Genomic DNA, 20,854 nt, shown 5'->3' on the forward strand with positions numbered 1-20,854 from the left:
ATACAAGGAGCCCATGCAACGATCTTCGCCCGATTCTGCGCCTGCTGCGGAGCCGCGATCGAGGGGGCGTCCGCGCAATCCGGATTTCGAGGCGCGCATTCTGGCGGCGGCGGCGCAAGTCTATGGCGCGGGGGGCTGGGCGGGCTTCAGCCTTGATGCGGTGGCGCGGGCGGCGGGGATCGGCAAGTCGACGCTCTACGCGCGCTGGACGAGCGGGGAGGACCTGCTCTGCGCGATGATCCAGCAGCGCTGGCAGGCGCTGGCGGCGATCGATACTGGAAGCCTACACGGCGATCTCACCGCGTTCGGCGCGCTGGTGCTGGCGCGCTATCTGGAGACGGGTGGCGGTGTGGCGCGGCACTTGCGGCGCGATCTGGCGGGGCATCCTGAGCTGGCAGCCCGGATCGGGCCAGTGCTGGGCGCAGTGACGGCGCAGGCCATCGCGATTCTGCGGCGAGGCCGGGCGCGGGGCCAACTGCGCGATGGCGTGAGCGCGGCGCTCGCGTCCGACATGCTGCTTTCGGCCATGGAATCGCATGCCGGGCGGCTCGGGCCGGGGGAGACGATGAGCGAGGCGGCGATTACGGCCTATGCGGCGCGGGTGGCGGACCTGCTGATCGGCGGGATCGGCGCATGACCGGGCTGGCTGTCAATATGGGCAGGTTTGCCGCGCGGCGCGGCATGACAGAAACGGCGGCTACGCCCGCAGGGGCGCGCAGGGGGAGCGAGGCGGCATGACCTATCGCACGATCACGGTGGAGAAGCGCGGCGCGGCGGACTGGCTGACGCTGAACCGCCCCGATCAGCTCAATTCCATTTCGCTGGAGATGGTGGACGAGCTTTCCCACTATTTCGGCGCCCTGTTCAACGACCGCGAAACGCGCGTGGTGGTGATGCGCGGGGCAGGTCGGGCCTTCTGCGCCGGGCTCGATATCAAGGACCGACAAGCGGCGAATGGCCCCGATCCGTTTGGCGGGGGCTTCGGCTTTCAGGGCCATCTGGCAGACGTCTATGTGAAGATGCGGCGCTGCCCGCAGCCGATTCTGGCGCTGGTGCACGGCGCGGCCTGCGGCGGAGGCTTTGCGTTCGTGCTGGCGGCAGATATCCGCCTTGCGGGCGAGAGCGCCAGGATGAATGCCGCTTTCATCAAGCTGGGCCTTTCCTCCTGCGACATGGGCGTCAGCTACTTCCTGCCGCGCCTGGTCGGCACTTCGGTTGCCTCGGAGCTTATGCTGACCGGGCGCTTCATCCATGCGCCGCGCGCGCTGGCGACGGGGCTGGTGAGCGAGGTGGTGCCCGACGACCAGCTCGAAACCGTGGCCGAGGGTTATGTTGCGGATATGCTCGCGGCCTCACCGCGCGGGCTGCGCATGACCAAGGAGGGGTTGAGCCTCGCGGTGGATGCGCCGAGCCTTGAAGCAGCGATGGCGATCGAGAACCGCAACCAGCTGATGACCGCCGCCAGCCCCAATTTCGCCGAAGGGATGCGCGCCTTCCTCGAGAAGCGCCGCCCGAACTACATTCCAGACTGAACGGACAACGGACCATGTCGCACGCCAAATATCCGCTGATGTTCTCCCCGCTGACGATCCGGGGCAACCGGCTCAAGAACCGCATCATCATGGGCTCGATGCATTCTGGCCTCGAAGATCTGCCCAATGCGGCGGAGCGCCTTTCGGCCTACTTTGTCGAGCGCGTGAAGGGCGGGGTGGGCATGATCATCACCGGCGGAATCACCCCGCACCCCAGCGGCGGGCGCGGCGCGAAGCTGAGCGAGCCGAGCGAAGTGCCGATGCACCGCGCGGTGACGGAAGCGGTCCATGCCGCCGATCCGGAGGTCAAGATCTGCATGCAGATCCTGCACTCAGGACCAATGGCTAACGTGCGCGAAGCGGTCGGTCCCTCGCCGGTTCGTTCGCGCCTCGCCAAGCATGCGCCGCTCGAACTCGATGAAGCGGGAATCGAGGAACAAATCGCCGCCTTTGCCAACTGCGCGGCGCTGGCCGTCGAGGCAGGCTACGACGGGGTCGAGATCATCGGCTCGGCGGGCTATCTGATTTCCACCTTCCTCGTCGAGAAGACCAACCAGCGCTCCGACCGCTGGGGCGGCTCGTGGGAAAACCGGATGCGCTTTCCCATCGAGATCGTGCGCCGCACCCGTGCCGCACTCGGCGATGACAAGATGCTGATCTTCCGCATTTCCGCGATGGACATGCTCGAAGGTGGCCTCGCCTGGGAGGAAGTGACGAGCCTGGCAAAAGCACTGGAAGCGAACGGTGCGGATGTGATCAGCACGCACTTCTGCTGGCACGAAAGCCAGGTGCCGACGATTGCGACGATGGTGCCGCGCGCGGCCTTTGCGCAGGTGACCGGCAAGCTGCGCGATGCGGTCTCTATCCCGCTCATCACCAGCAACCGTATCAACATGCCGCATGTGGCCGAAGAGGTGCTGGCGCGCGGGGATGCCGACCTCATTTCGATGGCGCGGCCGATGCTGGCCGATGCGGAGATCGTGAAAAAGGCGTGGGAAGGCCGCGAGGACGAGATCAACACCTGCATCGCGTGCAACCAGGCCTGCCTTGATCATACGTTCACCGGCCAGCTGACCAGTTGCCTTGTCAACGCGCGGGCCTGCCGTGAGACGGAGATCACGGTGGCGCCGGCCTCTGCCGCGCGGCGGATCGCAGTGGTCGGCGCGGGGCCGGCGGGGCTTGCCTATGCGACGATCGCTTCGGGGCGCGGGCACAAGGTGACGCTGTTCGATGCGGCGGACGAGATCGGCGGGCAGTTCAATCTGGCGCGCAAGATTCCGGGCAAGGAAGAATTCGACGAGACGATCCGCTATTTCGGGCGGATGATCGAGGTGAACGGGATCGAGCTGAAGCTCGCCACGCGCGTCAATGCCGACATGCTGTCGGCGGGCGGGTTCGACGAGATCGTGATTGCCACCGGCATCACGCCGCGCAAGCCCGAAATCGAGGGCATCGATCACCCCAAGGCGGTGCGCTATGTCGATGTGATCACCGGCAAGGCGCAGGTGGGCCAGAAAGTGGCGATCATGGGCGCGGGCGGGATCGGTTTCGATGTAGCGGAGCTGATCACCCACGCGGGGACGCCGGGTTCGCTCGATGTCGATGTCTTCGCCAAGGAATGGGGCATCGATTTCAAGAACCACCCGCGCGGCGGGGTGACCGGGGTGGTGCCCGAAGTGGCCTCGAGCGGGCGCGAAGTCTGGCTGCTTCAGCGCAAGGCGAGCGCGGTGGGCAAGGGGCTGGGCCGCACCACCGGCTGGACGCACCGCATCACCTTGCAGCGGCGCGGCGTGCAGATGCTGGGCGGGGTGGAGTATGACCGGATCGACGATGCCGGCCTCCACATCCGCGTGGAGGGAGAGCCTCGGCTGCTGGAAGTCGATACCGTGATCGTTTGCGCCGGGCAGGAACCCGCGCGCGGGCTCTATGACGAACTGGTGGCGCGCGGTCTTGCGCCGCAGCTGATCGGCGGCGCCTACGAGGCGGCGGAACTCGATGCCAAGCGGGCGATTCTGCAGGCGACCGAACTGGCGGTGGCCGTCTAGGCCCTGCCGGAGGCGCCACCCCGGATCGCATCCGGGGTGGCGTGGCAGTGGGGTGCCGGAGAATGCACGCGGAACGGACGGCTGGTGCCGCCTATCGCCGCCCACTCTCCTTATATGATTTGAAATATAACTAAAGGTATGTGTCAGTGCTGGTTTCCATAGCAGGAATCCGCTAGTCCCATCTGGTCGGACCGTCGGGAACTTGTTGTATGGTATGGCATACCTTGCCAATCCGGGCGCATTCAGCGCCGGAGCGGGATGCAAACTATCGTTTGGTAGAGGCTTGCGACTCGGCGGGAACCCGGCCGGCGCAAGCTTTTGGCGCGCTGGTAGAGCCTTATGCCGATTTCTTTGCCTATGGCACCGGTGCAGGCGGCAACGCCGCGGCGCTGATCGAGGGCCTGCTGCGGCTGGAGACCATGGCTGCGGCAATCGAGGCCAGGATCGCGCCCTTGTGGCAGGATCTGGCGCGGAGCGCGCTGACAGTGGCTGAGGACAAGAACAAGCAGCGGGTCGATCGCCTGTTCGGACTCGATGGCAGGGCCGGGTTGCTGGGCGAAGTCAGGCGCTTGCAGCGCCTTGCCGCGCAGGAATTGCCCCACATGTCCGAAGCGGACAAGACCGCATTTCTGGGCGCGCTGATCGATTGTGTCGGCGCATTCCTGCCCGGTGATAGCGGCGCGGTGGAGCATTCCGGGGTGCTTGCGTTGCCGGTCTATCTGCAGGCGCTTGCCCTTGTCGTGCTGGTGCGGGATTGGATTGCCGCACCTCCGGGCTTGGCAGAGCAGGCTGCCATCAGCCGCCACCGGGCGTTTCTGCTCGGTGCCGGAAGCCCGGCGGGTCCAGTGGCCGCTGCGTTCCACGCTGCTGCGCAGGCGCTGGCCTGCTAACGCTACGGCCTACTGGCTGCGGCCGCGCGCTTGCACCGCGAGGCGGCGGGCTTCGACTTCTTCCGGCTTGACCGCCGAGTTTGCAGCGGAGGAGCGGCTGGCCTCCAGCGCCATGCCTTCGCCAAAGGGCAGGGCATAGCCATCGTCGATCAGTGCCTTGTAATTGTGCAGGAAAGTGGGGTCGATCGAGGCCATGTCGCGCGCGATCTGCTGCGCGGCGGATAGCAAGGCCTCAGGTTCGACCACCCGGTTGACGAGGCCCCAGCGCTCGGCGGTTGCGGCATCGAGGAAGTTGCCGGTGAACGAGAGTTCCTTGGCACGGCTGATCCCGATCAGGCGCGGGAGCTTCTGCGAGAGGCCCCAGCCGGGATAGACGCCGACGCGTGCGTGGGTGTCGGCAAAGCGCGCGTTGGTGGAGGCGATCAACACATCGCAGGCGAGCGCGACTTCGAAGCCGCCGGTGATGGCGACACCGTTGATCGCGCCGACAACGGGCTTGCGGCAGATTTCGATCGCCTTGACCGGATTTTCGGAAGCGCCTTCAGCATTCGCTGCCCCGAGCGCGCCGGCCTGGGAACCGAGTTCCTTGAGATCGAGCCCGGCGGTGAAGGCGCGCGTGCCGGCGCCGGTGAGCACGACGGCGCGCACGGCATCATCGGCATCGAGCGCGGTCATCACTTCGGCAAGGCGCGCGCGCAGGGCCTTCGACAGCGCATTCATCGCCTCGGGCCGGTTGAGCGTGACGGTGGCGACACCGTCTGCGATATCGACGAGGATGAGATCGGTCATGGCGTGATCCTTAAGTAGGCAGGGCCGCTTTGACCACGGCGCGCGGGGCCATGCACCTCTGCTTATTGCGGAGGCTGCGACATCCCGCCGTAGAGATCCATGAAATTGCGCGCCGCATCGCGTTCGGCGAGATCCTTGAAGGCAATGTCGAGATCAGGCGCGCTGCCCAGGATGTGCATCAGCGCCCAAAGCGCAAAGCGGCGTGCCGGATCGGTTTCCAGCCCGAAATCGACGGAGAGGCGCTCGGCCCCGGCAGCAAGCTCGGCAGCGCTGAGGCCGCCAAGGTCCGCCGTGCCGAAGTAGCGGCGCATGAGATCATCGAAGCCCATCAGCCTTGTTCCTCCCCCAAAACGCGAACGGCACGCGAGAGAAGGTCCCCCGCGTGCCGTTCTGGCATCATCAGCGCACCTTGCGGGCGCATGACGGATCAGCCGTTAAGCTTGTCCTTGACCGACTTCGCGGCAGCGAAGGTCAGCTTGCGCGAAGCGGCGATCTGGATGGGGGCGCCGGTCGAGGGGTTGCGGCCTTCGCGGGCCGGGCTTTCCTTGACCTTGAACTTCCCGAACGCGCTCAGCGAGACTTCCTCGCCCTTGGCAGCCGCATCGGCAATCGCCGCGAACACGGTGTCGACCAGCTTCTTGGCATCGGCCTTGGTGAGGCCCGCGCTGGCAGCAACGGCTTCGGCGAGTTCAGCAGTATTCATGATCCCAATTCTCCAACGGTTGGACGCGCCGGTTAGCTTGGCCTGCGCCCTGCGTCCAGCCTCGAACACGCAGAATACGCTGGAATCTGGGGGAATCCGGATGAACCTGCCCATCCCTGTCGCCGGAACGATGTTCAAGTAGCGGCGATTCTGACGACAGAACATTGCTTGACGATATCGGCAGGGCGACTGCGCATCCGATCAGCGCTGAATCTGGTCAATCCCATTGCTGGTGTTCCGGCCACCAACTGGCTCGGCGCTATCGCAGCAGCGTGGCAGTTGATGCTGCGTCACCGTGGCCCGGCTGAAACCGCGGGGCGGCGAAGCTGAACGGCACGTCGGCGCTTCCACCATAGAGCTCGTGATGCGGAGCAGCTTCGGCGAACGCGGCGGCGAGGTTGAAGAGGTTGGTTTGCGCCTCGTCCATCCCGTCCAGTGCGCAGTTGGCCAGTTCCTCCAGGATATCCGGCAGCCGAGGCATGACCGCCGCATAGAGGCTGGCAAAGTCTGCCGCGCTCGCGCCCCAGCGGATCCGGCTGCGATCATTCTCCGTGGCCCGCCCCCACTGCTCCGCGAAGGGGGTGAGGTCTGAAAACGCTGCGGGCAGCGCAAGTGTCGTCGTCATCGGCGTTCTCCTCAGCGCGCAAGATACTGGTCGAGCGTGCGCGCGGCGTGACGGATCATGAACTCCTGATCCATGAGCTGCATGGTATCGATCGCGCCCGAGCGAATGCCGAGGAAGGTGTCCTCCATGGTGCCGGTGTCCTCCAGCCAGGCATTGCGGTGAAGCGCGTTGACGTGCAGCTGCGCGATCCGCTCAGCCGCATTGCGGGCAGGCCTGAAGTAGTTGATCCCCTCCCACAAGGTGCGGCCATGATCGAGCGGCCAGAACTGGTGCGTGAAGAAGGCCATGCCGGGATAGCCGCAACCCGCCGCCAGGTGGATCAGGAAGTTCGGAAAGATGTTCGGCAGTTCGAACTGGAAGTCGCTACGCCCCGTGGGATTGATCCCGGGCGGCACGAGTTCCGGCCGCGGGCCATGTTCGCGGTCGGCATGAAGAACCCCGGCAAACTGCGCCGTCGAGGCTGCCGCGTCCATCCCGCCCCCGTAGATCGTCGAGGAGGCATGCGGCCCTACCAGCTTGAAATCGGCGTGCTCGATGCCGGTGAAGCCCGGCAGCGATCCGGCGTGGATGGTGGGGACGTGGTACCCTTCCGAGAACGCGTAGAGGGCCACCTTCCAGTTGCATTCCAGCACGGTCGAATAGCGGAATGCCGTGGTTGCCTCGTGGTAGGGGAAACCGCTGAACAAGGCGCCGAAGTCTCCCAGATAGTCGGCGAGGCTCTGTTCAGGCTGATCCGCGAAGTTGATGAAGATGAACCCCTCCCACGTATCGCAGTCAATCTCCCGCAGGCCGAGGCAGGCCTTGTCGAGCTGCCCGAAGCCGCTTTCCAGCGGCACCGAGCGCAGTGGGCCGTCCGTGTTGAACACCCAGCCATGGAACCGGCACGAAAGGACATTGGCCCTCGCCTTGCCAAAGCTCTCGAAGCCGCTCGTCGGCACGACCTTGTTGCCGCGGTGGGTGCAGACATTGTGGAACGCACGGACCTTGCCATCCTTGCCGCGCACGATCAGCACGGAAGTATCGGCGACCGGCATTTCCTTGACCTTGTAGTCGCCCCGCTCGGGAATCTCCCAATCCGTCGCGACCTTGAGCCAGGCACGACCGAAGACCTTCTCCCGCTCGAGCGCATAGATTTCGGGATCGCGAATGGCATCGATCGCGACCGGGCCGACGCCCAGCTCCGTTCTGATCTGATCGATCGAACGGCCGAGATGGGCGAATTTCTCCGCGCCCGGACGCAGCGTTGCTCCGGAAAGATCATTCATGTGCAGTCTCCTGGATGTCAGAGATTGGGGCGGACTCAGGCGTCCGACAGTTGCATCGGTTTGGGCTGCCAGCCGTCCGGGTAGTGCGAGATCAGGTCCGCCTCGAGTTCGAGGTAGGCGAAGCGCCATCGGCCCTCGTCGAGCCTGACTTGCGCCTTGTAACGGCCCCCGATCCAGTAGGCCTTGCCGCTGGCCGCCGTGGCCGCCTCCCACAGATAGAAGTCGACTGTTCCCGCCGTTTGATCCTCGGCCAGGGCAACCTTGGGCGAGACCAGAAAATGGAGTGTCCACCGGAAGCCGGCATCGGCATTGCCCGCGACCCCGGCGGCGATCGCTTCGCTTCCCTCGAAGCTGCCGTACTGATCGATCACGAACCGGCTGTCAGCCGTGAACAGCGGGCGAAGCGCTGCTGCCGATGGGCCGCCGTCGAAGGCGCGCCCGAGGTCTGCAATCAGGTCGTCAATGGCGCGCAGCGCTTCGAGCTGGCGCAGGCGCTGTTCGAGATTGCCTGTGTCCATTGTCTTTCTCCCTGTCGCTGCCGGGGTGGCACGGGGCCACAGCCTTGGGCCACCCCGGCACTCGTCAGAACGAGAACCGTGCCGAGAGGTACCATTCGCGCGGACGGCCATAGACGCCCTCGGTGACTCCTCCGAAGGAATCGGCGTAACCCGAGCCGAGATAGAGTGCCTTGGTCAGGTTCTTGACGCCGAGCGTTGCGCCCCACTTCTCTGTCGGGTCGGTGTAGGCAATCGCCGCGTTGACGAGGTGGTAGCCGTCCTGGATCAGGAGCGGCGTGTTGATCGCATCGTTGTAGACGCGGGTGCGGTACGACCAGTCGATGCGCGGCTGGAAGCTGCCGATGTTGCCAGCCTGGATGTTGTAGGAAACCGCCGCGCTCATCGTCCAGCGCGGGGCATTCTGGAGCTTGGTCGCGGTCGTGACACCGGCATTTAGCGCGCGGATGTCGACATTGCGGTACTTGGCATCGAGATAGCCGAGGCCGCCCTCGATCCGCAGCCCATCCACGGGCCGCGCCTGGAATTCCAGTTCGAAGCCCTGGATGCGCGCTTCGGCAGCGTTCTGGATGATCGGTGCAAAGCCGAGGGTAGGATCGTTCACCGTGATCTGCAGGTTCTTGTAATTATTGAGGAACACTGCGCCGTTCAGGCGGAGCTTGCGGTCAAACAGATCGCTCTTGAAGCCGAACTCGTAGGTCTCGCTTGTCTCGGGCCGGAACGAGGGAATGAACGCGAAGGGCGGGAACACACGCTGGGTGAAGCCGCCGCCCTTGAAGCCCTTCGAGTAGGACACGTAGGTCAGGAGCTCAGGGCTGAAGCGATAGGACAGGCTGGTCATCGGCGTCCAGGCCTTGTCCTTGATCGAGGCAGTCTGCCCAAGCGGCCCCATCAGCGGATCGCCGTTCTTGAGCCCTGACCCATCGGGATTGAGCGGCGCGCCGGTCAGGAAACCAGCTTCGACCACGAACTGATTCTCGTTGCTGAAGGACTTCTTGTCCTGCGTCCAGCGGATGCCGGCAGTCAGGTTGAGATTGGGCACCACTTCGTAGGTCGCCTGGCCGAAGAACGCCAAGCTTTGGCCCTTCAGCGCCGCGCCGCTGAGGAAGACGGCGTCAACGATCTCAACCAGATCGCGATGGTTGCCGCTCTCGTCGGAGTAGTAGCCGCCGATCACCCAGTTGAGCTTCTTGTCGAACAAATCGCCCAGAAGTTGCACTTCCTGAGAGAACTGGTGCTGCTTCCAGTCGCTGTTGGTCTGGATGATCGAGGCAGGGCTGTGATCAGAATCGCGGGTCCAGAAGCCGGTTACCTTGCGGTAGGCGGTGATCGACTTGATCGAGAAGTTGGGAGCAACCTTCCACTCGGCCGTGCCGGAAGCGCCCCAGATGTTCACATTCGAGGCTGACTGATAGGGCTTTGGATTGAACCGGTTGAACACGTTCGAGACGGTCGTGAAAGTGCCGCCATGCCGGTAGGGTCCAACAACCCATTGGCTGTTATAGCAGGAGGTATTGGTCAGCCGCGCCGGGTTGTTGGTATCAAGGCAGACGCTCGGCGCGCCGGAATAGGCGGCATTCCAGTACTGGGCAGCCGGTGCGTTCTCGTTGATGGCGATGGCCACGTTGGGCGCCGAATTCTCGCGGGTGCGCGAACCGTCCACCGCAAGGTCGATGGTGAAATCGCTGCTGGGCTCCAGCCTGAGCGCGAACCGGCCCGCCAGATTGTCGGTATCGCCAAGATCCGGCGCGCCCGCGATCACGCCCTTCACATAGCCGTTGCGCTTGTGCACGAAGCCGGCGAAGCTGGAGTAGACGCCCTCGGCAAGCGGGACATCGATGTTGCCCTTGATCTGGACCCGGCCAAAGCTGCCTGTCGTGGCTTCCAGCGCACCGCCAAGATCGCGGCCCGGCTTCTTGGTCACCACGCTCACGGCGCCGCCGATGGTGTTGCGGCCAAACAGCGTGCCCTGCGGCCCGCGCAGGACCTCGATACGCTCGACGTTGAGAACATCCAGCACGTTGCCCACACCGCGCGAGATGTAGACGCCATCCAGGTAGAGTCCGACACCGGGATCGGCAGAGAGCTGGTAGTCGTTCTGGCCGATGCCGCGGATGAAGATCGCGGCGGTGGCGTTGCTGGCGGAAACCGGGACCGAGCTGTTGAATTTCACGTTCGGGGTGAAGTCGCCGATCTGGGTGACGTTGTCGATCCCGCGCTCCTGCAGGCCAGCGCCGGTAACTGCGGAGATGGCGATGGGGGTGTCCTGCAGCGATTCAGCGCGCCGACGGGCGGTGACGGTGATCTCTTCGACCCCGGTGTTGTCGGCTGCTTGTGCCTGCTGGGGCGCATCGGCGGCCTGTGCGTGCGCAGTCCCGGTCCCAACCAGCACTCCAAACAGCGATGCGCCCATCAGCAACCCGCAGCGCTTGATCGCTTCCGCACGGATCTGCTTGACCGGCATCCCCCCGGACATCACCGACAATCTTTGCATAATTAACTCCCCGTCATTACCTGATTGTGTGCGACCGGAGCAGAACGGGCCAGTGGCGATGGTTTGCCAGACAGTCCGGACCCCAAGCCCGATTATGCAAGTGTGATGCCTTGAGTGCCTGCAAAGCTGCTAGCCTCTGAACGCCGACTAGGACATGTCAGCGCCGCGAACATGGCCATGGATGGCATACTGCTTGGGGAGAACCGTCCGCGCGTAAACTGAAGGCAGCCATGCGGGACGGCGCCACGAACAAGGGGGCAGCCTTGCGACTGCCCCCTTGTTGCTCAAACGGTACGAATATCCTCGCCTGCTGACCGTTCCGGGTCTGGCGCCGCCGGTGCGCTCAGTGGAAGCCGATGCGCTTCAGCGTCTCCGAAGGGCGCTGCCCGAAGCGCTCGGTATAGTCGCGCGCGAACTTCGACAGGTGGGTAAACCCGCAGGAGAGGGCGACCTCGGTCACCGTGAGGCCGGTTTCGGCGGCCTCCTGCAACTGGCGATGCGCGAGCGAAAGGCGGCAGTTCTTGAGGTATACCATGGGTGTCGTCCCGCGGAACCGGCGGAAGCCCGTGTGCAGCGAGCGCGCCGATACGCCCGATACCGCGATCATTTCGTCAAGCGTTATCGGATCGGCGGCATGGTGCCGGATGAACTCCTCGACCCGGCGCACATAGTAAGGAGCCGGCGCTGCGGCCGGGGTATCGAAGAGCTCGGAATGATTGTGCGGCACGGCAGCAAGCAGCAGCCGCTGCAGTGCCTGTTCGACCGAGCCAACCACGCGGGTATGGCTGAAGGCGGAAGATCCCCGGTCGAGATCGTCGCAGATCGTGCGCACCAGTTGCGCGAAGCTGACGGCAGCGCCCGCGAGCGAGACCGGTGTGTTGCAGAACCGCAGGTCAGCCGCCTTGAACCCGAGTTCCTGAGAAAGCGCAGCCTCGAGACCGCCCTTCGACAGCTTCACCGTGAAATGCTTGTAGCCTTCGCCAAAGACCTGCTGGACCCGCTCTCCGGGATTGAGCACGCACATGTGCCCAGGCTCCATCTCGAAAGTCCGTTTGCCCTGCGTGATCCTCACCGCGCCGAACAGCGAGAACTGGACGAGATAGAGATTATCCATCGGGGGAATGTCGACGATGACCCGCCCGTAGGGATTGCCATAGTCCGTGGCGTTGAAGGAAACTGATCGCAGCGACGCATGGTGGTGGCGGAAGGCGATGGGCGGTCTGCCGCCTTCAAGGCGCAAATCGTGCGGGCAGAACATCTCGCTCATGTGGTGATGTACCTGGTCGATGTCGTGCGACAGCAGGCGCGGAAAACTCGCCAGCGGCATGCCGCTGCCGTCCCAGCGGCTTGATGCGAGTGCAGGTACCATAAGCGCGGCTCCCCCCTTTGTTATCCAATAGCCGGTCAGGCTCCCAGAACCACTCCATCCATGATCAGATCGGGCTTCGGATAGGCCCGTTTGCTGTGGCTGAGTCCCTGATTCAGCAGCATATCGCAAGTCATCAGACCTACCAGCCCGGGATTCAAAACAGGCACGGGCAAATGCTCGGCCAGATAGCGGTGCGACTGGTGCATTGTCGTCGAGCCGAGGATCAGCACATCGGCGCCGTCCTCTTCGATGGCCTGCTGCGCTGCTTCCAGCAAAAGCGGAAACACGCTGTCCTCCTTGCCGGCCAGCAGTTCGCTGGTATCGGGACGCACGCCGATCGAGCGGACCGACGCAAGTCGTCCAGCGAGACCGTTCTCGGCGAGGACCTTGTCATAAAGCCAGCGCCACCGGTCCCACATGCTGAGAATCGAGAAGCGGCGCCCCAACTGTGCGGCGAGGGCATATGTCGGCTGCGCTGCGCCGACGACGGGAATGGATAGCCGCGAGCGGAGTGCGGCGACCCCGGAGTCGCTCATCGAATTGACGCAGACCGCAGCGCACCCGTCGGCTTCGGCCGTCGCACCGGCTTCGAGGCAGAAGGCATCCGCGATCGAACCTTCATAGATCGAGCCGAGCGCACCGCCGCCTCTGGCTGCGCAGGTCATCTCGACCGTCACCCCGCGAGCCGCCAGCTCCGGTGGAACCTGCGCGGAAAAGGCGCGCAGGCCTTCCTCCGGCACAGGTACGGGGATGATCATCCTGATTCTTCGGTCGCTCACGCCATACCTCACTGGATAGCTGGCTCAGCCGGTAACGGCCTCTGCGGCGATGCAAGGCAGCGCGCTGCAGCCTGATCACTCGGTGATACCAAGGTGACCCGCGCGTGAAATCAGGTCCAATACTGAATGGGGCATCATACCAGACCCAAAAGGTATGATCTGACGCTCCCCGATCGTCGCCCGGCAGGACGGCTTTCTGCCGCCTTGACCCATTTCCGCAGTCAGCGGCCAGCCCTTGCGCCTTCGGGATAGCCCCACCTGATCCCAGGGCGCAGCCTTGGGCGAATACGCAGAGTCATGGAGAGGGTATGACGAGCACAAGTCAGTTGCCGGATCATTTCGCCGATCTCGCTCCGTTTCTCGAATGGGCACAGCCAACCGAAGTCGGGCGCAACGCCAAGCGGTGGCGTTCCTCGCTGGAAGAGAGCCAGCGCTTCTACGACACCATGCTCGAGCGCGGACCGGCGGCGTTGGAGTATCTCGGCGGGTTCGCGCTGGATGCCATCAGCGGACCGGATCGTACCCTGCTGAACCTGTGCCTCGCGCTCGCCGAGTGTTCGGCGACCATCGAGATGTACGAGAATCCGCAGCCCAAATACGTCTTTCCCATCGAGCGGTTCGTGCCGGTGCACGACACATGGGATGCTGCAAACCGGGGAGCAACGCAATGACCACCGCGCCGTGCCGCTTCATGGACCGCTATCCGGAGGAAGGCCGCGATCCCGTCCCGGTGGAGCGCTATACCTCCACGGAATACTTCGATCTTGAGCGCGAACGCGTATTCCGCCGCAAATGGCTGAACGTCGGCAATGTGCTCCAGGCACCCAAGCCCGGGGACTACTTTGTCGCCGACCTCAAGATCCTCGATACTTCGCTGCTGGTCATTCATGGCAAGGATGGCAAGTTCAGAGCCTTCCACAACCAGTGCTCGCACCGCGGCGCGCCGGTGGCGTGGGATGCGCAGGGCTCGTGCAAGGGCTATCTGGCCTGCCGGTTCCATGGCTGGGTCTACGATACCACTGGCAAGCTGGTGCATATCTCGGATGCCGAGAACTTCCCCGGCGTGAAGCCGGAGGACAATGGCCTGACCCCGGTTCATTGCGAAGTCTGGCAGAGCTTCGTCTTCGTCAATCTGGCCGCCGAGCCTGAAGAGACGCTGGCCGAGTTCCTCGCCCCGGTGGCGGGCGAGATCGGGCGATACGACTTCAGCGGCTTCACCCCGGCGTTCTCCTACCGGATTGATGAGGCAGTGAACTGGAAAACGCTGCAGGAAGCGCAGCTGGAAGGCTGGCACCTGCCCTTCCTGCATGAAAAGACCCTCGCCCGCGCCGTGAAGACCGATGGCAATCAGTATCGGCACGCCAGCATCGAGCTTTACGGACTGCACGGCGTGCTCGGCTCGCCGCCGCCAGACAGCTTCACGCCCTCGCCCGTGGCGCAACTGGCCAGCCGCTTTGGCACCGGTACCGTCCAGGCCTTCGGCGCGAAGGTCGAGAATGAGGGTGAAGGCTACAAGTTTCGGGGCTCGTTCGATTTCTGGCACATCTTCCCCAACTTCTTCGTGGGGTTGCTGAACGGCCTCTATTTCACCTTCAATATCTGGCCCGTCGCGGTCGACCGCAGCGTGTGGGAGATCAAGGGGTACTATCCGCCGGTCACGACCGCCGGAGAGCTTTTCGCGCGCGAATACTCCAAGGTGGGCTTGCGCGATCCGATGATGGAAGATTGCTTCACCCATGAGCTGATCTGCGCGCAGCTCAAATCCGGCGCGAAGCAGCATATCCATTTCCAGGATGAGGAAACGCTGGTCCGGCACCTCGGCAATGGGGTTGAGCGCTGCGTCCGCGGCCTTGCCTGAGCTGACGCGCCGAGAGATCCGGGAGTGGCCATGCGGAAGACTATGACAACGGGCGTGCTCGTGGTCGGGGCAGGGCACGCCGGCGCGGCCGTTGCTGCGCAGTTGCGTCAGGCTGGCTATGCCGCCCCGATCATGCTGGTCAATGACGAGGCGCGCCTGCCCTACGAGCGCCCGCCGCTTTCGAAGTTCTGCTTGCTCGATGCAGCGCAAGCGGAAGCGCCCTTGCTGCGTCCCCGCCACTTCTGGGCTGATGCCGAAATCGACCTTGTGAGCGGCGTGGAAGTTGTCGCCCTGAATCCGCTGGAGCGAAAGGCGGCATTGTCCGATGGCCGGACCATTGCGTTCGACTGGTGCGTCCTTGCCACGGGCGGAAGGGCGCGGGCGCTTACCTGTCCTGGCGCTGATCTGCCGGGCAGCCATGTTTTGCGAGGTCACGCCGATATGGAGCGCCTCCGCGAGCACCTTGCCACCGCGCAGAACATCGCGGTGATCGGGGGCGGCTATGTCGGGCTTGAAGTGGCTGCATCCGCGCGCGCTCTGGGCAAGTCCGTCACGGTGATCGAGGCGCAGCAGCGGGTCCTTTCGCGGGTGACCTCCGCGCCCGTATCCCGCTTCTTCGAAAACGTGCACCGGCGCCATGGCGTGGATTTCCACCTCGGGCGAGCCGTATCGGCGCTCGCAGGCCATGAACGCGTCGAGGCGGTGGTGCTGGATGATGGCACCGAAGTGGCGGCGGATGCGGTCATCGTCGGGATCGGGATCGATGCCGAGACCGCGCTTGCCGAGGCTGCCGGCATTGCCTGCCATGGCGGCGTTGTGGTGGACGCCCACTTCCGCAGTTCAGCCCCCCGCATCCTCGCGATCGGCGATTGCGCGCGCCATCCCAACGACTTCGCGGGTGGCATGTGGCGCCTCGAATCCGTGCAGCATGCCCAGGATTCCGCCGCAGTGGCCGCCATGACGATCATGGGCGAAACGCGGGTCTATCAGGACGTGCCGACATTCTGGTCAGAACAGTACGACCTGAGGCTGCAATCGGCCGGGATCGCGCGGGATGCAGACGACTTTGTGGTGCGCGGCGATCTGGACCACGGCCCGTTCTCGATCGTCTATCTGCGCGAAGGCCGGATGATCGCGGTCGATTGCATCAACAATGCCCGCGAGTTCATGGCTGCTCGCAAGCTGATCGGAACCCGGGCAAGCCTTGACCGGGAGCTTGTCAGCGACACCTCCGTCTCCCTCCGGGCGTTCGCCTAGCCGTGGCCGTGCGCAGCGCTCGCGTGGATCTCGCAGCTGATCCGGATCAGCGTCGCCAGTTCTGGCGTTACGTCGCCCGAGCGATGGACCATCATGATCGGCGAGCGGGCGCCGCGGTCCGCAAGCGGCAGATAGCGGACATCATCCCGGCGCAGACGCTGCACCGACTCCGGGACAACGGCAAAACCGGCATAGGCGGCGACCAGGCCGATCGCGGTCTGGAGTTCGCGCACTTCCATGATCTTGGCGGGCGTCAGGCCAAGGTCATGGATCACGCCCAGCACCTGATCCGCGTAGCTCGGGCGTGCCGGCCTTGGATAGACGATCAGCGGTTCAACCAGCAATTCGGACAAGTGCACGGCGCGGCCAACCGATACGAGATGGTGATCCGCCGGAACCGCCGCGACCAGAGGTTCGTCCGCCAGCACGATGCGGCGAACCGCCGGATCCTCCACGCGCAAGCGGCCGAAGCCCACATCGATCCGGCCTTCCTTGAGCGCCGTGATCTGTTCGACCGAAGAACACTCCAGCAGCGAAACGTCCGCGCTGATCGACTCTTCGCGAAAGCGGCGGATCACCTGCGGAAGCAGGCCGTAGAGCGTCGAGCCGACGAACCCGATCACGAACCGGCGCCCGCCCTGATCGGACAGGCGGCCGACCATCGACTGGATCTGCTCCATCCCGGCCAGCACCTGGACCGCCTGCTCATGCAGAAGACGACCCGCTTCGGTGAGCTTCAAGGGGCGGCTCGACCGGTCGACCAGCTCGGCCCCGACCTCTTCCTCGAGCAGGCGGATTTGCCGGCTGAGTGGCGGCTGGGCCATGTTGAGGAGCTGCGCCGCGCGGGTGAAGTTCCGCTCCCGGGCGACGGCGACGAAGTACCTGAGGCGCCTGAGATCCATATCATACCCTCAAGGTCTTGCCGTTTGCGGGGGTCATTCACGGTCAGTTGGCAAAAATTGACCTGTTTTCAGTCTCTCTCAGCTTCAAAGACCATCCTGTCATGACAGTCAAGATCACGCACATCGATACCTGGATTGTCGATGTACCGACAATTCGACCCCATGTTCTGGCCATGACCTCGATCAGCCGACAGAGCATGACGCTGGTCCGCATTCACACCTCCGATGGCGTCATCGGGCTCGGCGAAGGCACGACGATCGGGGGACTGGCCTATGGCGAAGAGAGCCCGGAATCGATCAAGCTGACGATCGACCAGTACATGGCGCCCTTGCTGATAGGTCAGATGCTGATCGATCCGGCCGCGCAGCTGGCGCCGATCCGCAGCACCATTGTCGGCAACCACTTCGCCAGGAACGCGGTGGAGACCGCGCTGCTGGATATTCAGGGGCAGAGGCTCGGGGTACCCCTCACCACGCTTCTGGGCGGGCGCCAGCGCGACCGGATCCCGGTACTCTGGACCCTTGCGAGTGGTGACACCGCCAAGGATATTGCCGAGGCGGAGGCCCTGATTGCCGGCCGGCGGCACAACATCTTCAAGCTGAAGATCGGCAAGCGTGCTTTGGGTCAGGATGTCGCGCATGTCGCCGCGATCAAGCGGGCGCTGGGCGACGAGGCCTCGGTGCGGGTCGACGTCAATCAGGCATGGGATGCGGTCACGGCTCTGCGCGGCGCCGCCATGCTCGCCGACGCCGGCGTCGATCTGATCGAGCAGCCACTGCCCCGCGCCGATCGCCTGGGGATGGCTCACCTGACAAGGCATTCGCCCCTCCCCATAATGGCGGACGAAGCCTTGCGCGGCCCGGTCGATGCGATCGACTACGTCGCCGCCCGGGCCTGCCATGCCTTCTCGATCAAACCGGCGCAGGCTGGCGGATTGTTCGCGGCGCGCGACGTTGCGGCGATCGGAGAGGCCGGGCAGATCGGCATCTACGGCGGCACGATGCTGGAAGGCAGCATCGGCACCGCAGCATCGGCGCACCTGTTCGCGACACTTCCCTCGCTCGGCTGGGGCACGGAACTGTTCGGGCCGCTCCTCCAGACCGAAGACATTCTGACCGAACCGCTCGAATATCGCGACTTTGCCCTGACGGTACCCGCTGCGCCGGGGCTCGGACTCAGTCTCGATCTCGACAAGATCAACCGCTTTCGCCGCGATGCGCCGTCAAGAACGGTCAGCACGCCCGGACGACAGGAGAACACCTGATGCTTTTCATGGTAAAAATGGATGTGCACGTGCCCCACGAGCTCGATCCTGCGAAGTTTGACGCACTCAAGGCCATCGAGAAAGCGCGGGCGGAGGAACTGCAGCGCAGCGGCAAGTGGCGGCACCTCTGGCGCATCGCCGGACAATACGCGAACGTCAGCATCTTCGATGTCGCCGATGCGGCCGAACTCCACGAACTGATGATCAGCCTCCCGCTGTTCCCCTACATGACCACCGAGGTGACGGCCCTGTGCCGCCACCCTTCTGCCATTTCCGCCGACTGACCCGCAACGAGGAGGATGCCATGACCGACATCGTGAAATCACCGGCCGTGCAGGCCCTGTTCGACCGCGCCGCCGGGCTGGATCAGACCGGCGGCAACGCGCGGCTGAAGGCGATCCTGCGCGATCTGCTTGAGGCGCTCGCCGTCACCATTGAGAAGCACGACATTTCCGAAGGCGAGTTCTGGGCCGGACTGTCCTTCCTCCAGAACGGCGCGCAGGAGTTCGGGCTGATCGCACCGGGGATCGGGATCGAGCACTTCCTCGATCTGCACATGGATGCCAAGGACGCAGAGGCCGGCGTCAGCGGCGGTACCCCGCGCACGATCGAAGGGCCGCTCTATGTGGCGGGGGCCCCGCTCGTCGATGGTGACCTTACCCGCACCAACGACGTGAACCTGACCACCGATCCCGATGATACGGAAACCCTGACGATGTCGGGCACTGTGACCGGGCCGGACGGCGAACCGGTGAGGGATGCGGTGCTCCATGTCTGGCATGCCAACTCCAAGGGCTTCTACTCGCACTTCGACCCGACCGGCGCGCAATCGCCGTTCAACAACCGCCGCCGGATCAAGCTCGGTTCCGATGGCCGCTACGCATTCCGCTCCAAGATGCCGCGCGGCTATGCCTGCCCCCCCGGCGGCGCGACCGAGCAGCTCATGCACGCGCTCGGCCGGCATGGAAACCGCCCGGCCCACGTCCATTTCTTCCTTGAAGCGCCGGGGTATCGCACCCTGACCACCCAGATCAATTTCGGCGATGATCCGCACGCACGCGACGACTTCGCGTTCGGCACGCGCGAGGGGCTGCTGCCTGTGCCCGAACGGACCGGCGACGGCGCCCATATCGCCTTCGACTTCCGCATGCAGAAGGCCCGCTCGGCCGATGAACAAGGCTTCTCGCAGCGCCCACGGGCAGCCGCGTGAGCAAGGTCTTTGCGTCTCCTGCGGCGGCGCTTGCAGGGCTGCTGTTCGATGGCATGACGATCATGTCGGGCGGGTTCGGGCTCTCTGGAAATCCCGAGAGTCTGATCCCTGAAATCCGCGCCAGCGGGGTGCGGAACCTGACGGTGATCTCGAACAATGCGGGCGCGGAAGGGTTCGGGCTGTGGATGCTGCTGCAGTCCCGGCAGATCCGCAAGATGATCAGCTCCTATGTTGGTGAGAACAAGTTGTTCGAACAGCAATACCTATCAGGCGAACTCGAGCTTGAACTCAACCCGCAGGGCACCTTGGCCGAGCGGATCAGGGCAGGGGGGGCCGGGATTGCGGCGTTCTACACCCGCACCGGCGTCGGCACGGTGGTCGCCGAGGGCAAGCCGACCGAGATGTTCGAAGGCGAGGAATATGTGCGGGAAACCTGGCTCAGGGCGGACTTGTCCATCGTGAAGGCCTGGAAGGCCGATACGGCAGGCAATCTGCTGTTCCGCAAGACCGCGCGCAATTTCAACCCGGATATGGCGACAGCTGGCGGGGTGACCGTGGCGGAAGTGGAGGAAATCGTCCCCGAAGGCGCGATCGATCCGGACTGTGTGCACACACCTGGCATCTATGTTGACCGGGTGGTTCTCAGCACGATCAACGAGAAGCGGATCGAACAGCGCACGGTGCGCCAGCGGGAGCCGGCCTGATGCCCTGGTCGCGCGATCAGATGGCCGCACGGGCGGCCCGCGAACTGCGCGATGGTGCCTACGTCAACCTTGGCATCGGCATCCCCACGCTCGTCGCAAACCACATTCCGCCGGGCGTCCATGTAACGCTGCAATCGGAAAACGGCATGCTCGGGATGGGACCGTTCCCCTTCGACGATGAAGTCGATCCCGATCTCATCAACGCGGGCAAGCAGACGATCACCCAGCTGCCCTCGTCGAGCTTCTTCTCCTCATCCGCCAGCTTTGCGATGATCCGCGGCGGGCATATCGACGTTGCCATCCTCGGCGCCATGGAAGTCAGCGCACGCGGCGATATCGCCAACTGGACCATCCCCGGCAAGATGGTGAAGGGCATGGGCGGGGCGATGGATCTTGTCGCCGGGGTAAAGCGGGTGGTCGTGATCATGGACCATTGCAGCAAGGATGGCTCACCCAAGATCGTCTCCCGGTGCTCGCTTCCCCTCACCGGGCGCGGGGTGGTGGACCTGATCATCACCGATCTGGCGGTCCTGGCCTGCACGCGCGGCGAGGACCAGCTGAAGGTGCTTGAACTCGCCCCCGGCGTCTCGATCGAGAATGTCCGCGACCGCACCATCGCGTCGCTCGATTTGACCGGCGTGGCTGGCTGAAC

The 20,854-nt window shown here is 64.4% G+C and carries 22 protein-coding genes; 12 read left to right on the forward strand and 10 right to left on the reverse strand.

Annotation, left to right across the window (positions count from 1 at the left end; all coding sequences use genetic code 11):
• Positions 1 to 13: 13 nt before the first annotated feature.
• From ACODS2_RS02595 to ACODS2_RS02610, 4 genes are all read left to right on the forward strand, one after another.
• Complete coding sequence (locus ACODS2_RS02595) at positions 14 to 637, forward strand: TetR/AcrR family transcriptional regulator (RefSeq protein ID WP_488997441.1); 624 nt, start codon at positions 14 to 16, stop codon at positions 635 to 637.
• 97 nt (positions 638 to 734) lie between these two features.
• Positions 735 to 1,532 carry an enoyl-CoA hydratase/isomerase family protein gene (locus ACODS2_RS02600; protein WP_488997442.1) on the forward strand — a complete coding sequence of 266 codons (798 nt, stop codon included), beginning with the start codon at positions 735 to 737 and terminating at the stop codon, positions 1,530 to 1,532.
• Positions 1,533 to 1,546: 14 nt separating this feature from the next.
• Positions 1,547 to 3,577: an oxidoreductase gene (locus ACODS2_RS02605; protein WP_488997443.1), complete on the forward strand. Its 2,031-nt coding sequence runs from the start codon at positions 1,547 to 1,549 to the stop codon at positions 3,575 to 3,577.
• 209 nt (positions 3,578 to 3,786) lie between these two features.
• Positions 3,787 to 4,467: a hypothetical protein gene (locus ACODS2_RS02610; RefSeq protein ID WP_488997444.1), complete on the forward strand. Its 681-nt coding sequence runs from the start codon at positions 3,787 to 3,789 to the stop codon at positions 4,465 to 4,467.
• Positions 4,468 to 4,476: 9 nt separating this feature from the next.
• On the opposite strand, the gene ACODS2_RS02615 is transcribed toward ACODS2_RS02610, so the two are convergent.
• The 9 genes from ACODS2_RS02615 to ACODS2_RS02655 form a co-directional block, all read right to left on the reverse strand.
• Positions 4,477 to 5,256, reverse strand: a complete 780-nt coding sequence (locus ACODS2_RS02615) for an enoyl-CoA hydratase (RefSeq protein WP_488997445.1) — start codon at positions 5,254 to 5,256, stop codon at positions 4,477 to 4,479.
• 62 nt (positions 5,257 to 5,318) lie between these two features.
• Positions 5,319 to 5,585 carry a hypothetical protein gene (locus ACODS2_RS02620; protein ID WP_488997446.1) on the reverse strand — a complete coding sequence of 89 codons (267 nt, stop codon included), beginning with the start codon at positions 5,583 to 5,585 and terminating at the stop codon, positions 5,319 to 5,321.
• 98 nt (positions 5,586 to 5,683) lie between these two features.
• A complete protein-coding gene (locus ACODS2_RS02625) occupies positions 5,684 to 5,959 on the reverse strand; it encodes an HU family DNA-binding protein (RefSeq protein ID WP_292945975.1) in 276 nt (91 codons plus the stop codon).
• A 259-nt stretch (positions 5,960 to 6,218) separates the two neighbouring features.
• Complete coding sequence (locus ACODS2_RS02630; protein WP_488997447.1) at positions 6,219 to 6,584, reverse strand: hypothetical protein; 366 nt, start codon at positions 6,582 to 6,584, stop codon at positions 6,219 to 6,221.
• A gap of 11 nt (positions 6,585 to 6,595) precedes the next feature.
• The gene (locus ACODS2_RS02635; RefSeq protein WP_488997448.1) at positions 6,596 to 7,849 is read right to left on the reverse strand and encodes an aromatic ring-hydroxylating oxygenase subunit alpha; all 1,254 of its coding nucleotides are present in this window, start codon (positions 7,847 to 7,849) and stop codon (positions 6,596 to 6,598) included.
• Between the two features lie 35 nt (positions 7,850 to 7,884).
• Positions 7,885 to 8,367, reverse strand: coding sequence for a nuclear transport factor 2 family protein (locus ACODS2_RS02640; protein WP_488997449.1), 483 nt, complete (start codon positions 8,365 to 8,367; stop codon positions 7,885 to 7,887).
• Between the two features lie 64 nt (positions 8,368 to 8,431).
• Positions 8,432 to 10,858 carry a TonB-dependent receptor gene (locus ACODS2_RS02645; protein WP_488997450.1) on the reverse strand — a complete coding sequence of 809 codons (2,427 nt, stop codon included), beginning with the start codon at positions 10,856 to 10,858 and terminating at the stop codon, positions 8,432 to 8,434.
• A 343-nt stretch (positions 10,859 to 11,201) separates the two neighbouring features.
• Positions 11,202 to 12,227: an AraC family transcriptional regulator gene (locus tag ACODS2_RS02650; RefSeq protein ID WP_488997451.1), complete on the reverse strand. Its 1,026-nt coding sequence runs from the start codon at positions 12,225 to 12,227 to the stop codon at positions 11,202 to 11,204.
• Between the two features lie 35 nt (positions 12,228 to 12,262).
• Positions 12,263 to 13,006, reverse strand: coding sequence for an aspartate/glutamate racemase family protein (locus ACODS2_RS02655; RefSeq protein ID WP_488997452.1), 744 nt, complete (start codon positions 13,004 to 13,006; stop codon positions 12,263 to 12,265).
• 308 nt (positions 13,007 to 13,314) lie between these two features.
• On the opposite strand from ACODS2_RS02655, the gene ACODS2_RS02660 reads away from it, so the two are divergent.
• The 3 genes from ACODS2_RS02660 to ACODS2_RS02670 are packed head-to-tail and all read left to right on the forward strand — an operon-like array spanning position 13,315 to position 16,121.
• Complete coding sequence (locus tag ACODS2_RS02660; protein WP_488997453.1) at positions 13,315 to 13,677, forward strand: hypothetical protein; 363 nt, start codon at positions 13,315 to 13,317, stop codon at positions 13,675 to 13,677.
• The gene (locus ACODS2_RS02665) at positions 13,674 to 14,864 is read left to right on the forward strand and encodes an aromatic ring-hydroxylating oxygenase subunit alpha (protein ID WP_488997454.1); all 1,191 of its coding nucleotides are present in this window, start codon (positions 13,674 to 13,676) and stop codon (positions 14,862 to 14,864) included. Before ACODS2_RS02660 ends, ACODS2_RS02665 begins: the two co-directional genes overlap by 4 nt.
• A 30-nt stretch (positions 14,865 to 14,894) precedes the next feature.
• Positions 14,895 to 16,121: an NAD(P)/FAD-dependent oxidoreductase gene (locus tag ACODS2_RS02670; protein WP_488997455.1), complete on the forward strand. Its 1,227-nt coding sequence runs from the start codon at positions 14,895 to 14,897 to the stop codon at positions 16,119 to 16,121.
• On the opposite strand, the gene ACODS2_RS02675 is transcribed toward ACODS2_RS02670, so the two are convergent.
• Positions 16,118 to 17,023 carry a LysR family transcriptional regulator gene (locus ACODS2_RS02675; protein WP_298167387.1) on the reverse strand — a complete coding sequence of 302 codons (906 nt, stop codon included), beginning with the start codon at positions 17,021 to 17,023 and terminating at the stop codon, positions 16,118 to 16,120. The genes ACODS2_RS02670 and ACODS2_RS02675 overlap by 4 nt on opposite strands.
• Positions 17,024 to 17,124: 101 nt before the next feature.
• Here ACODS2_RS02675 and ACODS2_RS02680 point away from each other — a divergent pair, with 101 nt between their 5' ends.
• Genes ACODS2_RS02680 through ACODS2_RS02700 form a run of 5 tightly spaced genes read left to right on the forward strand, consistent with a single transcriptional unit; the run spans position 17,125 to position 20,852 of the window.
• A complete protein-coding gene (locus ACODS2_RS02680) occupies positions 17,125 to 18,288 on the forward strand; it encodes a muconate/chloromuconate family cycloisomerase (protein WP_488997903.1) in 1,164 nt (387 codons plus the stop codon).
• A complete protein-coding gene (catC, locus tag ACODS2_RS02685) occupies positions 18,288 to 18,572 on the forward strand; it encodes a muconolactone Delta-isomerase (RefSeq protein ID WP_488997456.1) in 285 nt (94 codons plus the stop codon). Before ACODS2_RS02680 ends, catC begins: the two co-directional genes overlap by 1 nt.
• Positions 18,573 to 18,592: 20 nt before the next feature.
• On the forward strand, positions 18,593 to 19,498 hold the full coding sequence (locus tag ACODS2_RS02690) for a dioxygenase family protein (protein ID WP_488997457.1): 906 nt from the start codon (positions 18,593 to 18,595) through the stop codon (positions 19,496 to 19,498).
• Positions 19,495 to 20,202 carry a CoA transferase subunit A gene (locus tag ACODS2_RS02695; protein WP_488997458.1) on the forward strand — a complete coding sequence of 236 codons (708 nt, stop codon included), beginning with the start codon at positions 19,495 to 19,497 and terminating at the stop codon, positions 20,200 to 20,202. Before ACODS2_RS02690 ends, ACODS2_RS02695 begins: the two co-directional genes overlap by 4 nt.
• Positions 20,202 to 20,852, forward strand: coding sequence for a 3-oxoacid CoA-transferase subunit B (locus tag ACODS2_RS02700; RefSeq protein ID WP_488997459.1), 651 nt, complete (start codon positions 20,202 to 20,204; stop codon positions 20,850 to 20,852). Before ACODS2_RS02695 ends, ACODS2_RS02700 begins: the two co-directional genes overlap by 1 nt.
• Positions 20,853 to 20,854: the final 2 nt, after the last annotated feature.

It is taken from the genome of Novosphingobium sp. FG137 (assembly GCF_057809735.1).

Coding starts and splice junctions, on each gene's coding strand:
- ACODS2_RS02595 (WP_488997441.1), top strand. CDS start 14: ATGCAACGATCTTCGCCCGATTCTGCGCCTGCTGCGGAGCCGCGATCG.
- ACODS2_RS02600 (WP_488997442.1), top strand. CDS start 735: ATGACCTATCGCACGATCACGGTGGAGAAGCGCGGCGCGGCGGACTGG.
- ACODS2_RS02605 (WP_488997443.1), top strand. CDS start 1,547: ATGTCGCACGCCAAATATCCGCTGATGTTCTCCCCGCTGACGATCCGG.
- ACODS2_RS02610 (WP_488997444.1), top strand. CDS start 3,787: ATGGTATGGCATACCTTGCCAATCCGGGCGCATTCAGCGCCGGAGCGG.
- ACODS2_RS02615 (WP_488997445.1), bottom strand. CDS start 5,256: ATGACCGATCTCATCCTCGTCGATATCGCAGACGGTGTCGCCACCGTC.
- ACODS2_RS02620 (WP_488997446.1), bottom strand. CDS start 5,585: ATGGGCTTCGATGATCTCATGCGCCGCTACTTCGGCACGGCGGACCTT.
- ACODS2_RS02625 (WP_292945975.1), bottom strand. CDS start 5,959: ATGAATACTGCTGAACTCGCCGAAGCCGTTGCTGCCAGCGCGGGCCTC.
- ACODS2_RS02630 (WP_488997447.1), bottom strand. CDS start 6,584: ATGACGACGACACTTGCGCTGCCCGCAGCGTTTTCAGACCTCACCCCC.
- ACODS2_RS02635 (WP_488997448.1), bottom strand. CDS start 7,849: ATGAATGATCTTTCCGGAGCAACGCTGCGTCCGGGCGCGGAGAAATTC.
- ACODS2_RS02640 (WP_488997449.1), bottom strand. CDS start 8,367: ATGGACACAGGCAATCTCGAACAGCGCCTGCGCCAGCTCGAAGCGCTG.
- ACODS2_RS02645 (WP_488997450.1), bottom strand. CDS start 10,858: ATGCAAAGATTGTCGGTGATGTCCGGGGGGATGCCGGTCAAGCAGATC.
- ACODS2_RS02650 (WP_488997451.1), bottom strand. CDS start 12,227: ATGGTACCTGCACTCGCATCAAGCCGCTGGGACGGCAGCGGCATGCCG.
- ACODS2_RS02660 (WP_488997453.1), top strand. CDS start 13,315: ATGACGAGCACAAGTCAGTTGCCGGATCATTTCGCCGATCTCGCTCCG.
- ACODS2_RS02665 (WP_488997454.1), top strand. CDS start 13,674: ATGACCACCGCGCCGTGCCGCTTCATGGACCGCTATCCGGAGGAAGGC.
- ACODS2_RS02670 (WP_488997455.1), top strand. CDS start 14,895: ATGCGGAAGACTATGACAACGGGCGTGCTCGTGGTCGGGGCAGGGCAC.
- ACODS2_RS02675 (WP_298167387.1), bottom strand. CDS start 17,023: ATGGATCTCAGGCGCCTCAGGTACTTCGTCGCCGTCGCCCGGGAGCGG.
- ACODS2_RS02680 (WP_488997903.1), top strand. CDS start 17,125: ATGACAGTCAAGATCACGCACATCGATACCTGGATTGTCGATGTACCG.
- catC (WP_488997456.1), top strand. CDS start 18,288: ATGCTTTTCATGGTAAAAATGGATGTGCACGTGCCCCACGAGCTCGAT.
- ACODS2_RS02690 (WP_488997457.1), top strand. CDS start 18,593: ATGACCGACATCGTGAAATCACCGGCCGTGCAGGCCCTGTTCGACCGC.
- ACODS2_RS02700 (WP_488997459.1), top strand. CDS start 20,202: ATGCCCTGGTCGCGCGATCAGATGGCCGCACGGGCGGCCCGCGAACTG.